The 13,285-nt window shown below is 60.2% G+C and carries 9 protein-coding genes; 1 reads left to right on the top strand and 8 read right to left on the bottom strand.

The features are described 5' to 3' along the window. Positions 1-5,260 precede the first annotated feature (5,260 nt). The 8 genes from AC5RUM_RS03935 to rpmH form a co-directional block, all read right to left on the bottom strand. Positions 5,261-6,550, bottom strand: coding sequence for a ParB/RepB/Spo0J family partition protein (locus tag AC5RUM_RS03935; RefSeq protein ID WP_494033695.1), 1,290 nt, complete (start codon positions 6,548-6,550; stop codon positions 5,261-5,263). Between the two features lie 67 nt (positions 6,551-6,617). Beyond that, positions 6,618-7,673, bottom strand: coding sequence for a ParA family protein (locus tag AC5RUM_RS03930; protein WP_494033694.1), 1,056 nt, complete (start codon positions 7,671-7,673; stop codon positions 6,618-6,620). 87 nt (positions 7,674-7,760) lie between these two features. Next, the gene (rsmG, locus tag AC5RUM_RS03925) at positions 7,761-8,411 is read right to left on the bottom strand and encodes a 16S rRNA (guanine(527)-N(7))-methyltransferase RsmG (protein WP_494033693.1); all 651 of its coding nucleotides are present in this window, start codon (positions 8,409-8,411) and stop codon (positions 7,761-7,763) included. A gap of 19 nt (positions 8,412-8,430) precedes the next feature. Beyond that, positions 8,431-8,994 carry a Jag family protein gene (locus tag AC5RUM_RS03920; RefSeq protein ID WP_494033692.1) on the bottom strand — a complete coding sequence of 188 codons (564 nt, stop codon included), beginning with the start codon at positions 8,992-8,994 and terminating at the stop codon, positions 8,431-8,433. Further along, positions 8,994-9,968, bottom strand: coding sequence for a membrane protein insertase YidC (gene yidC / locus AC5RUM_RS03915; RefSeq protein WP_400576917.1), 975 nt, complete (start codon positions 9,966-9,968; stop codon positions 8,994-8,996). Before yidC ends, AC5RUM_RS03920 begins: the two co-directional genes overlap by 1 nt. Positions 9,969-9,984: 16 nt before the next feature. Further along, positions 9,985-10,380 carry a membrane protein insertion efficiency factor YidD gene (gene yidD / locus AC5RUM_RS03910; protein ID WP_494033691.1) on the bottom strand — a complete coding sequence of 132 codons (396 nt, stop codon included), beginning with the start codon at positions 10,378-10,380 and terminating at the stop codon, positions 9,985-9,987. Beyond that, positions 10,373-10,798 (bottom strand): ribonuclease P protein component, encoded by a 426-nt coding sequence (rnpA, locus tag AC5RUM_RS03905; RefSeq protein WP_494033690.1) that lies wholly within the window; start codon positions 10,796-10,798, stop codon positions 10,373-10,375. The genes yidD and rnpA overlap by 8 nt, the downstream gene beginning before the upstream one ends. A 40-nt stretch (positions 10,799-10,838) precedes the next feature. Next, on the bottom strand, positions 10,839-10,976 hold the full coding sequence (gene rpmH / locus AC5RUM_RS03900; RefSeq protein WP_011776797.1) for a 50S ribosomal protein L34: 138 nt from the start codon (positions 10,974-10,976) through the stop codon (positions 10,839-10,841). A gap of 454 nt (positions 10,977-11,430) precedes the next feature. Here rpmH and dnaA point away from each other — a divergent pair, with 454 nt between their 5' ends. Continuing rightward, positions 11,431-12,852 (top strand): chromosomal replication initiator protein DnaA, encoded by a 1,422-nt coding sequence (gene dnaA, locus AC5RUM_RS03895; protein WP_400576921.1) that lies wholly within the window; start codon positions 11,431-11,433, stop codon positions 12,850-12,852. The last annotated feature ends 433 nt before the right edge of the window (positions 12,853-13,285 follow it).

Here is a 13,285-nt window from a genome sequence, read left to right as displayed (position 1 = left end):
ATTCACTGCTAGCGACGTTTCACGTGAAACGAACGCTACGACCGCCCGTAAACATGACGCATAACGGGGGAGCACCATAAGCTGGAGCGTGCTTCGCCATTAGACAGCAATTTTCGGATGCAACATCAACACCACCACGCGAAGCAGTCCTAGCACTAGCATCGTCCTGAGAGCTCCGGCCGGGATGTGCGTTCCTGCACCGCAGTGAGGCCCCAACGGAGCCCGGCTACATGTACCGCAACCGCGTGTCTCCTCAAAGAAAATAGGTTGTAAAGTCCGCTGCATGAGTGAGTCTCAGTCCTCCATTCATACGCGCAGCTCAGCGGATCCGCCCCTCCTGGAACCGAAGCCATGAACTGGCCGAGATCGGATCGTCCAAAGACTCTCTGTATGATCACAGATTCGCAACCACAGCTTGCCTATTCCGCAGCTGCTTCCCGGCGCTTGGAGATGAGAGCTGGAGTATGGACAGGCGATACGCTGGGCAGCCGACCACGACCGACAGATATCAAAACGGGTCGCAGGGCAATCGGACGGGTTGCCAGGCAAGGCGAATCTCCGATCAAGGCGATCGCCCTGCCCGAACCGGACTGGTAATCGGTACGCGTAAGGGATCTGGTGTCCGTCGCCGGTACACAACTAACCTATCTGTGTCCGAACTACTTGCCCCTCACCGGCTGATGCTTCAGACGCTTCCTTGCCAAACTGCCAGATCTTTTCCAAGACGGTGCTGGCATGGTTTCACGTGAAACAGGCTGGCAATCGTTCCACCGAGAGTCATCACAGAGCAGGTACGATACCCGTTAGCGTTCCAAATCCTGTTCATCCATGACCATAGACAACGCGCCGATCCTGTACCACTCCGGCCTCTGAAGGGCATCAGCCCCACTTTGACACTGCGTTGGCCGGACTCCAGATCAAGCCAGGCAGATTCCCTGCGCACCGCCACTCGTCCGCAGACTCGGCTTGAATCGCCACTTGAACGAACACAGTAGGCGGCCCAGACGGCGCCCTTTCAATTCCGGAGGTGTCCCGCCCACCCGGATCGAACTTCCAAGGTAGTTGCGTGAGTCCCGCATGCCGCCAGTTTCCGTGGTTGCATCAGAAATATTCGCAGGTTCTGGTCAGGCACCTAAACCTAGGCCGCAGCTCTGCTCCCTAACCCACAGCCATTCGGCAGCGAAGCAGGTACTCAGCCGAAGCGACGTCTGCAGAGGCCAGCTACCAGCGGCGCCCTTCCGCGGCGTTCGCAGACGTCATCCCAGAACTCCTCGCGCGGTCGGCTACGAGCCCGGTCGGTTACAGGCAGGGCCTCGGGTGTTCATGTTTCACGTCAAACGCGTGAATCGTGTAATCAGAATTGCTTCGCACGACCGACCTGACCGGATCCAGTTACTGTTCGCTTTTCATCGGGTAGGTAGAGTCATTGATGTTCGGTGCTGAACCACTGGCGCTAGCAACGCCCTCCCCGCAAAGGTGTACGGTGAATTGGCCAAGGCCAGCTGGCATCGGACCACGCTCCGAAGAGATAGGCTGCCACGACGACCCTATGCTGGCTTTCCCTCGGGAGAAATGTCCAAGCCGTCGGTCGAATCAACACTCCCAGACCCACCCGAACCTCCGTCACAGGCCGCTGACGCCATGAGCGAGGACCCACTGCCCGGACCATTCCAGGCCTCGCCGACAGTACACCCCGACCACCGAGCTCTGCAATGACCTAAGTACCCGCCGGCACCGGGAGAGCCGGCGCCACGCCAGCTCACGGATCTGGCGACCCACTCCATAATCTCCTGACGCTCCAAGGTCCCGGAGGCACCTTAGGGTCGTTCTCAGATCAAGAGGCCCCACAGTCTCCAGGTTTCTCGGAGACGACCGAAATCCGGCCGTAGCCGTTCAGGCACCACCTACTAGCTGCCTAATGCATCGATGCCACACCAGGTGCCGCCGACAAGACGACTAGAGAACTGTCGGTTCATGCTGAAAGCCGGCAGTCAGCAAATGCGTGATTCTGCCCATCGGTGTAGCTGTATCAGCGCGTGCCAAGTCTGCCCGACTATGGACGCAGAAGACTTCCTCGTCCTAGTTGCACGCGAAAGACCAGTAGCCTCTGCGTCGGTTAATCAGGTACTGAAGTCGCGCGTGCCACACTCGGGTACGGGGTCGTCGGCAACGAAGCATCACCCTCCAGCGATCAGGCCGCCTCCTGTTCAGTGACATTATTCACACCGTTATCCACAGCTTATTCCACAGGCTTTTTCACAGTTGTCTCTGATGCCTCTCGGCACCACCCGCGTGAGGAGGTGCGCGTACACGGCAACTCCAGCCTGCGACCAGGCAGTGGCCGGTCCGTGCGGATGTCTGTTATGCCAGGAGAGCACACGCGCATTAGTGAGCGCGAGATCACTGCAAGAAACCGATTTTGCTCCAGTACTGGGCTTCAGCGCTGCCTTTCGAGAGCGCCAAAACGAGGTGCGCTTCCCGTGACGCGTTTCACGTGAAACATTGAGTGCCAGCTAAGGCGTGCCTGCCTGGCCCGCAACTGAGTCGCTCTGCCGAATGGCTCGGCCAAGACATCCGCTTCCCTCCGCAGGCCTCTCGTTATCCCCACAGTTATCCACAGGCGTTTCCACAGCGATATCCACACGTTTATCCACATCAAATCACCAGACCCGCGGAACAGTCGGTGGCTGACGATACCGACTATGACAAGGCACCGAGGCGCATCTAGGAATAGAAAAGTCGATACGACGCCCAACTACCAAGGAACCCTTGCCGCCGGGAACGGCCCCCAAGATGCCAACGGGTTCCGCATCCCGTCGCTTGCGGACTGTGCACCTCCCCAGAACGCGGTTCCATCAGTGTCCTTGGGGGCTATGCCCCAGCCTCCACATCACCGGTATGTACTGAGCCTGAAGGGCATGGAGGGCTGAGAAATACGAGGCTCCAGGAGACGACAGGTGCATGTGCGCTAGAGCTTTACTGGGGGAGCGCGGATGAATACCCATCTTGTGGGCATAGTCAGGATGCTGGTGGCCACTGCTCCTCATCGCTGCGATGCGGAATCCCTTGCTCTCTCGTGGAGAGGAAGAGGGGACGAAAGATGGTGCGAATTTTCCGCGTGCTGGCCGAGGCTGATTCCACAAAGCCACAGAAAGCTTCCGGCAAGCACTCCTCGCTATCGCACCCATTGCGTCATTTCGTCGCCTACGGTTCCTTTGGCAGGCTGTGCCGCTACAGTACGCTGTCCGGCCGACCTCGCCGCCTGTGGAAATTGTCCGCGCGGCTGGGGATCTCGCGGCTGGGGATGGCGCCGACTCGTCCGTACGATCGTTCCGGGCGATTGTTTCACGTGAAACGGCCGGTCCTTGTTTCACGTGAAACAGGGACCGGCCATCGTACGGTTCCAGTTCATATGCCTGCCATACGGGAACGGACTGGGCACGGGGGATAACAGCGACCGCTGCCCGCCACGCAGTTCCCTCCGTCCCCGCAGGGAGGACCAAGTCACCCATCATGCTCCAGAATCCAGCAAGGAGGAGGCACGTGCCCACCTATCTGTCTAGCCGTCCAGGCTCCGTCGTCCATAGGGATGATGTGCTCCCTAAGCAGGCAGGCGGTGGTCCTGCCCACGTTGGTCGCGGCCACCAAGTCCACCCTGGCCTCGAGTACGACAGGCGGGGAGTCTTCAGATGGCAAAAGGGATTTGAAGATGAATGGTTCTGTCTTCCATATTCGCTGCTAGGCCAATCGGCGCGCCTCCGAGCAACCAGGCGGATGATCCGCAGTTGTCCATCGAACTCGCGAGGTGGCTGGCGCGAAAAGATGGATAGCGAGTGGATGGCAGCAACGCAGGCGAAATACAGCAAGCAGTTCGAGGCATCGAGCTGGCTACACACGCCAGTAGTGGTGTGAACTCAGGCAAGGCCCGCGCAAGTTCGCAGGGCTAGCCCCGCCTGGGTGCGCTCAGCTTGTGCCGGAATAGTCGTCGCCGCATGCGTCTCAAGCATTCGATGTTCACACCAGTGATGGGACGGCCGCACCAGTGGCGGGAACGCGGATTCGGCTCCCAAAAGCGGCAGACTTCGATGAATACAGGCCGGAGCGGCTGGCACGTCCTTAAACCCGTTTCACGTGAAACGGCAACTGCACTGGTGGGGTGAAAGGGCTCCTTCGCTTGAGATGGCAGAGACAGCTGAAGCACCCCTCTCCCTCGATGGTTTCACGTGAAACGGCCACTGAACTGCGAGAGGGAGGGAAGAGAATCGGCCAAAACAGAGTCATATCCATGGGTAAGCCATGTCCATGAATAGGTCACATCCACGCGTTAGACCTAAGAGCGGTAGATTCCGCAGCCATGGGGAGGAAGGAGACGGAAGACGCGCTCCACTGAGACCCGGTCTTGCAGTGAGGGAGAATCCGCAGCTATGGCAGGCCCCGACTTCGAATGCAGCTACCGCATGGACTGGCCGCATTTTCGGTGGATGGGACTACGCCGGAATCCACATAGAACGAGCAAAAGGCCTTCGAGACAACTCCAAACTCCAATCCGCGCGGCAACAAATGCTCTGCTACAGAATGGGAGCGCCCTGGCAGCCTACAACGAGCCACGTAGGTAGCTTCCGAGGCAAGCTGACGCGCTGAACAACCGGTGTTCCCCACCGTGCGAGGGCAGCGCTGACCAGCCGACAGGGCACAGCTCGTGCCGCATTAGGGAGCAGCCAGAGATGTTTTGGCGGAGTGAGCGGAGCCAGAAATGTACCCTCCCGGCATTCAGCGCGAAGGACCCCATCAAACCTCGACGCAGGAACTAGGGATCGCCACCCTCACCAGTTGCAGTCCGATCAAGTTTCGTGAACCGGTCCCATGCCGAATGAGTAGCATGCGCCCATCGGCCACCGATTATGGCTGAGATATGAGAGCTGGACGAGTAGGTCCTCGCGGCAATGGCTGATTGGCGCGTTGTCCTTCAGAGGAGTACGGCCCGACCCTCGGGCTTGATCCCCGAACCAGCACTGCCAACCCTTCGTGCCGGCCCAAACAAGCACTGTTGGGCGCCCGTCCTAGCCCATACAAGCACTATTTGCCGCCCGTCCTAGCCCTTGAGCACCACAGCGCAGGCACGGCGCAGGCACGGCGTAGACCGAGGAAGCTCGTTAGGTGGCACCACGACAGCGGCCAATGGGCGCAAAACTGCAATTCTGTCAGAAAAAAGGGGCCCGTTTCACGTGAAACGGGCCCCTTGAGGTTAAAGCTTGGGGATCTAGCTCTCCGCCCCAGGTGCCAGGACGTCCATGATGCGATTAAGATCCTCAACGCTGGCGAATTCGATGCTGACGCGTCCCTTGCGTGCCCCAAGCGAGATCTTCACGTTAGTGTCCAGACGGTCCGACAATGAGGAGGCGAGATAGTCGAGACGCTCATGCCGGGCACCAGGACGCGGAATGTTGTTCTTTGGCTGGCTCGAGGGCTCGCGGTGCAGCGTGACTGCTTCCTCTGTGGCCCGCACAGACATACCCTCGGCGACAATGCGCTGGGCCAAGCGTTCCATCGCGGCGGCATCCGGCAGGGCCAGGAGTGCACGGGCGTGGCCGGCGGACAGCACGTTGGCAGCTACCCGCCGCTGCACCAGCGGCGGCAGCTTAAGAAGGCGGAGCGTATTGGACACCTGCGGACGGGAGCGGCCGATGCGGTCAGCCAGCTGCTCATGCGTGGTGCCAAAGTCTTCCAGCAGCTGCTGGTACGCCGCTGCCTCTTCCAGTGGATTCAGCTGGCTACGGTGAAGGTTCTCCAGCAACGCATCCCGGAGGAGGTCGTCATCCGTGGTGTCGCGCACAATCGCCGGGATGGTGGCAAGCCCAGCGGCCTGGACTGCCCGCCAGCGGCGTTCACCCATCACCAGCTCATACGGTTCTCCACCTTCTTCGGTTGAAGTACGTACAACAATTGGCTGGAGGACGCCTATTGTGCGAACAGAGTGCACGAGCTCGGCCATGTCGTCCTCATCGAAGACAGTGCGGGGCTGTTTTCGGTTTGGATGGATGTCACTCACCGGGATTTCGGCAAAGCGCACGCCAGGTACCTCGACGAGCTCAACGTTAGATGTCACTGTACTGCCGCCGTCGCGCGAGCCCGGCTCCTCCGGCACTCCGGAGTCCTCTTGGGCACCCGTCTTGGTAGACGCCCCTGGCTTGGCGCTGCCCGGTCGAGGACCGGCAGGCGTGGCAGACTTTTCAGCATCTACAGAAGCTGCTTTGCTCCGGGCGGCACGCTTGGCGGGTGCCGTTTCAGCATCCTCCGATTCAGGGGTACTTTCCTCTGCGCTCCCGCCCTTGGCTGCGGCAGCCTCAGCCGAAGCAACCTCAGACCCGGCAACGCCTGAATCACCAGCGTCAGAATCAGCAGCGTCGGGGCGTGTGGTTTTGCGGGCTTCAGGAAAGAACAGATCCACTGGGCGTGACGGCGCAGCCCCGTTGCCGGAAGCGCTTGCGGCGGCGGAACTTGGAATGAGTGCGCCAAGACCGCGACCGAGCCCGCGTCGCTTATCGCTCATGGATAAATCCCTCCATTGGAAGAGCCCGGCTGTGCCAGGCTCCGGCTGTTGCAGTGTTTGGAAAATTCTAACGCTCAGCGATTTCCGCTGCGGCTTCCAGATAGGAAAGTGCACCGCTGGAGGACGGATCGTACGTCATGACTGTTTGCTGGTAACTCGGTGCTTCGGAGATTCGTACGGAGCGGGGAACAACAGCTCCCAGCACCTGATTGGGGAAATGCTGACGCACCTCAGCTGCCACCTGTGCAGCGAGGTTGGTGCGGCCGTCGTACATTGTGAGCAAAATCGTCGAGACGACCAGATCTGCGTTCAGGTGCTTCTGGATCATCTCGATGTTCTTCAGAAGCTGGCTCAGCCCCTCAAGGGCGTAGTACTCGCACTGGATCGGGATCAGGACTTCACCGGCAGCGCAGAACGCGTTCACCGTCAGCAGGCCAAGACTCGGCGGGCAGTCGATGAAGATGTAGTCCAGCCGCGGTTCGCCCTTTTTCTCGCGCGCCTTGGCGTAGACGTCGATCGCGCGCCGAAGTCTCTGCTCCCTGGCCACCAGGGACACGAGCTCGATCTCAGCGCCGGCAAGGTGGATAGTTGCGGGTGCACAAATGAGATTGTCGATGTCGGGGCACGGGGCCACAACATCTTCCAGCGGAACATCGTTGATCAGGACGTCGTAGATGCTGTCCACGTCCGCGTGGTGTTCAATGCCCAGGGCCGTAGAGGCATTCCCCTGCGGGTCGATGTCTATGACCATGACGTTCAGTCCGGCCGCCGCCAGTGCGCCCGCAATGTTGACCGTGGTGGTGGTTTTGCCAACGCCGCCCTTTTGGTTTGAAACCGTGAAAATGCGGGTCTTCTCCGGCTTCGGGAGCTTGCGGCCCAATAGCCGCTCGCGGCGCCTGTTCTCGTGGGCAAGCTCCCGGGCTATGGGGCTCGAGTCATCCAGGGTGTCCAGCACGTTTGTCCGCCCCGGCGTTTCACGTGAAACCTTGGCCATATCTACCGTGCCTGCAACCGGATTCGGGTGACTGGAGGCTGCAGCAACGGAGGGCGCAGCAACGGCACGTGCCGACCCCAGAGTCACGAACGGGGGTATCCGCTGTGTGAAGGTTTCGCTACTGGTCACTGGGACACACTCACTCTCGTTCGGCCTTTTGCTGCCGCTCTCTAGCCTAACCGTTCCGCAGTCAAGACCTGCGGCACCGGGCCTGGGCTATGCGATCTTTTGGGACTTCTTCACGACGATGCGCACCACAGTGGTGGGTTCCTCCAACAGATCCTGCCCTACTGTTACGACCGAAGTCTGTACACCGCCAAGCTTACGGATCACCTTGGCGGCCTTCTCGATTTCCTCTGCGGCACTGCGTCCCTTGATGGCGACGACCTCACCCTCCCCGTCAAGGAGGGGGATGGTCAGCCCTGCCAGGTTGCTGAGTGCAGACACTGCCCGAGCCGTGACGACATCCGCGTTCACCATGCCCACGGCAAGCTCTGCGCGGGTGCGCATGATGGTGACATTGTCCAAGCCGAGGTCGTCAACAACCTCTTGGAGCCAGATCACCCGGCGTTCGAGCGGCTCAATGAGCGTGAGTTCCAGATCCGGACGGGCTATGGCCAGGCAGAGACCCGGCAGTCCGGCGCCGCTTCCGACGTCGGCAACATGGCTGCCCCGCGCAATCTCGCTCTCGATGACAGCGCAGTTCAGCACGTGCCGCCCCCACAGGCGCGGTATTTCCCGCGGACCAATAAGTCCGCGCTCGGTTCCCGAAGTTGCCAGGTGCTCGACGTAGCGTTCCGCCAGGCTCAAACGGTCGCCGAAGATTTTCTCCGCCGCCTGGCGCTCAGCGGCCGTAATTTCAACCATCAGTCAGTCAGTCCGCGCGTCAGTCGACGGAAACGACGATGTGGCGGCCGGCGCCTTCGCCCTCGGACTCACTCACGAACCCCAGATCGGCAACGGCGTCGTGAACAATCTTGCGCTCATAGGCACTCATCGGCTCAAGGGATACGGGCTCGCCGGTTTCCTTGGCGGTGGCGACAGCGTCCTCTGCGATCTTCTGCAGGTGGCCGGCACGTTCCTTGCGGTACCCGTTGATGTCCAGAACGAGCCGGGAACGGTTCTCGGTCGCGGACAGCACAGAGAGCCGGGTCAGTTCCTGCAGCGCCTCGAGGACTTCGCCGTCGCGGCCCACCAGGCTCTCCAGTCCAGCGGATTCTTCCTCGGTAACGATGGAGATGTAGGTGCGTCCGTTTCGGACCTCGATGTCGATATCGCCGTCGATATCGGCGATGTCGAGCAGTTCCTCCAGGTAGTCGGCTGCGACGTCGCCTTCTTCTTCCAGGCGGCTTACTGCAGTGCCTTTGTCCGTGGACACGGCCTCGGCGGTGTTGTCCTGGTCTTCGCTGTTTTCAGCGGCAAGTGCTTGTTCTGAGCTTTCAACAGACATTACTTCTTCTTCCTGTTCTTGCGTTGTGGCTGGATGCGCTGGCTCTTGGCTTGCGCTACCGCAGCGGCAGCGGCGGCCTCCGCCTCGACGTCGACCTTCTTGCCTCCCAGGATGGGGAGGGCCGGAAGGCCCTTGGCGGCCCGGCGCTCGGCGAGGGCCTTGGCTGCGGGGGAACCCGGCGTCGGCATCCGGCGGATGACGAAGAACTGCTGACCCATGGTCCACAGGTTGGTCGTCGTCCAGTAGATGAGGACACCGATCGGGAAGTTAATGCCGCCCACACCGAACACGATCGGCAGGATGTACAGCATCATTTTCTGCTGGCGCATGAACGGGGAGGCCATGGCCTCTTCAGACATGTTCTTGGCCATGATCTGCTTCTGCGTGATGAACTGCGAGGCCGTCATGGCAAGGATCATGATGATCGAGAGGATCCATACAGCCGTGAGGTTGCCTTCGCCGCCGTGCAGCAGGGATGCGGACAGCGTGGCACCGAAGATGGTGGACTCGTCGAACTGCACGACCTGGTCATGGCTCATCGCACCGATGCCGTTGCCCTGGTCACGCGCCGTGCTGATGCCCGACAGCACCGTGAACAGCGCGAAGAAGAACGGCATCTGGATGAGCATGGGCAGACAGGCGGAGAACGGGTTGGTGCCGTGCTTCTTGTACATGGCCATCTGTTCCTGCGCCATGGCCTGGCGGGACAGCTGGTCGGTCTTGCCCTTGTACTTGTCCTGCAGCTTCTTCAGGTCCGGCTGCAGCAGCTGCATTCCGCGCTGCGCCTTGATCTGCTTGACGAACACAGGAATCAGGGCGGCGCGGATCACCAGCACCAGCCCGATGATGGACAGCGTCCACGTCCAGCCGCTGGCCTCGGGGAGTCCAATGCTGCTCAGGCCCTCATGGAAGCCCACCATGATGATGGACACAAGCCATTTGAACGGAAACATGATTGTTTCAAAGAAGTCCATACGATATCCCTATTCGTTAGGCCGCAGCGCGGCCTTCTCCATCAGTCCGAGCAGCCAGGTACTTGTCCGGGTTGTTCATCACAACAATTGTGGGGGTCTGGTTTTCAGGCCATTCCCGGTGGCCAGCGGGGACGTGGTCCACACCGCCGGCATTCCAAGGATGGCAGCGCGCCAGTCGCTTCGCCGCGAGCCAGCTTCCTTTCACTGCACCGTGCACGGTGATCGCCTCAAGCGCATATGCCGAGCACGAAGGAAAGAAGCGGCAGACCTGTCCGTACAAGGGTGAAATCACCTTGCGGTAGGCCAAGAGCAGAATGATGAGGATATTGCGGGGCAGGTTCCAGACGAACCTGCCGGCAGCCGCTGCTGCGGGCTTTACGGAACGGACGACGGCGGCAGTCAGGTCAAGCACGCTGTGTCCCTTCCTGTGTTGTTCCGTTCGGACCGGTTCCGTTCGAACCTGGTCCAGCCAACCTTTGATCGCGGCCCTGCAGCCGCTTCATGGTGGCTTCCAAGGCAGCGTTGTAGTCCGCCAGCAGTTCATGCCAGCTGGCGGTCGCCGATGCCGGCAACGCACGCACCACAATAGCGAACCCGGTCCCGTACTCGCGCAGCGAGACAGCACCGGCTTCCCTAAGTCTCCTCTTAACGAGGTTCCTGGCAACAGCGTTCCCAACAGCTTTGGAAACGATGAACCCGATTCTGCTGGGTTCATCGGCCCCAATAGTTGCCGTATATAACACTACGTTCCGGCGTCCATTGCGGACGCCGGAACGTACAGTTTTTGAAAAATCGGTTGAAGTCCTCAGGCGGTTCCTGGCGGCAAGCACCGTTAAAGTCGCGAAGGGAAGTTTACCGACGAGTCAGTATTTAGGCCGACAGCTCGACGCGGCCCTTGCCGCGGCGTGCAGCCAGGATGGCGCGGCCGGCACGGGTGCGCATACGAAGGCGGAAGCCGTGCTTCTTGGCCCGACGGCGGTTATTCGGCTGAAAAGTCCGCTTGCTCACGTTAGTTACTCCAGTGGATCAAAGGTGCGCCCACCCGATCAAAGGGGAAGAACTGGCCGACGCTAAGTTTTGTATATGTCTGCTTCCCCCGGTTTCCGTAACGCTGGGCGTTCGAAGATCCAAAATGGGGTCAGAAAGCAGGCACAAAGGACTCCACAACGTTAGTTCAAACCGCGATGGTGAGTCAAACCAGCACCTATCCCCAGCTGTGGCTAAGTACTGTGTCCAGCCTGTGGATGAAGTGGCTCACAAGCGCTCTTTTCGAACCACAACCGTGTAATTATCCACAAGCTGCTTACCAGCTATCTTCTAGCCTTTTCATCCCCTAGAGTGTCCCAGTAGCCGATTATCCACGGACTGTGCATAACCCTGTGGATTAAGCCGGGCCAGCACCCTGGTTTCGGGCTTGCGGCTGCATGTAATGCAGGTCAGCAAGCTTTGAGGAACCCGATACATGACAGTAGACGAAGCCAACCACGCCAATACTGTCGGAAGTTCCTGGCGCCGCGTGGTGAACCTTCTCGAACAGGACGACCGGGTCTCCCCGCGGCAGCGCGGGTTCGTTATCCTCGCCCAGGCACAGGGCCTCATCGGATCGACGCTCCTGGTGGCCGTACCCAACGAACTCACCCGCGAAGTGCTCCAGACCCAGGTGAAGGATGCCCTCGACGACGCCCTGCACAACGTCTTCTCGGACGACATCCGGTGCGCGATCGACGTGGACACCGATCTGGTGCCCCTCTACGAAGAGCCCGAACCCGCCGTCGAACTTTCCCTCGCAACTGACCTGTCTGTTGAACTGAAGCCGCAGCCGATGCTGCCGAGCACTTCCCACGAGTTCGGCCGGCTGAACCCCAAGTACGTTTTTGACACGTTCGTCATCGGTTCCTCCAACCGCTTTGCCCATGCCGCCGCGGTGGCCGTGGCCGAAGCGCCGGCCAAGGCCTACAATCCGCTGTTCATCTACGGGGATTCCGGACTCGGCAAGACCCATCTGCTGCATGCGATCGGCCACTATGCCCGCCGGCTCTACAGCGGCATCCGGGTCCGCTACGTGAACTCCGAGGAATTCACGAACGACTTCATCAACTCGATCCGTGACGATGAGGGCGCCAGCTTCAAGACCACGTACCGGAATGTCGATGTTCTGCTGATCGACGACATCCAGTTCCTGGCCGGCAAGGACCGGACGCTCGAGGAGTTCTTCCACACCTTCAACTCCCTGCATAACAACAACAAGCAGGTGGTGATCACCTCCGACCAGCCGCCCAAGCTGCTGGCCGGCTTCGAAGACCGCATGAAGTCGCGCTTCGAATGGGGCCTGCTGACGGATATCCAGCCGCCAGAGCTCGAGACCCGCATCGCAATCCTCCGCAAGAAGGCACTCAGCGAAGGCCTTTCCGCTCCGGACGACGCCCTGGAGTACATCGCGTCCAAGATCGCCAGCAACATCCGTGAACTCGAGGGCGCCCTGATCCGGGTCACAGCGTTTGCCAGCCTGAACCGCCAACCCGTTGATGTGGCCCTGGCCGAAATGGTCCTCAAGGACCTCATCACCGATGACAACGCGCAGGAGATCACGTCCAGCCAGATCCTCACGCAGACCGCGGAGTATTTCAAGCTCAGCATGGAGGAGCTGTGCAGCAAGTCCCGCACCCGCACTCTGGTCACCGCGCGGCAGATCGCCATGTACCTCTGCCGGGAGCTGACGGACATGTCGCTGCCCAAGATCGGCCAGGAACTGGGTGGCCGCGACCACACCACGGTCATCCACGCGGACCGCAAGATCCGCGAGCTGATGGCCGAACGCCGTGTGATCTACAACCAGGTCACCGAGCTCACCAACCGGATCAAGCAGCAGCAGCGGGACTCCTGAGCCAAGGTTCTTAACCTTATTAACAGGGGCGTGTGGATAACCCTGTGGACAGTTAAGGGGACAACCGCGGTTCATGGGCTTAAAACCCTTAAGGCGTCTGTGGATTGCCGAAACGGCCGAAAAAGTTTTCCCCATCCACAGGCTGTTTAAAACCTGCTCCGCCCACAGCCCATGAACAGGGCTTAACCCCGGATTCCTGCCGCCAGCGGGAGTTATCCACAGTTTCCACAGCAGTTATTAACACTACTAATCCCAAAAAATCGAAATCCCTCAAACAACAATCTCGCTTCCCTGCCCACCCGGCACCCCTGGCCGGGGCCAGGAACGGAGCATCCCGCCGGCGGGGATGGGGAATTCCCCGATCTTCGGGCTAAGCTGTCAGCAGCGCTCCCATCCTTGGGTCTTCCTGTGATTCAGCAGGCGAGGACCATGC

The organism is Arthrobacter sp. B2060, from assembly GCF_059090445.1.
This window is presented reverse-complemented; position numbering and strand designations above follow the sequence as displayed.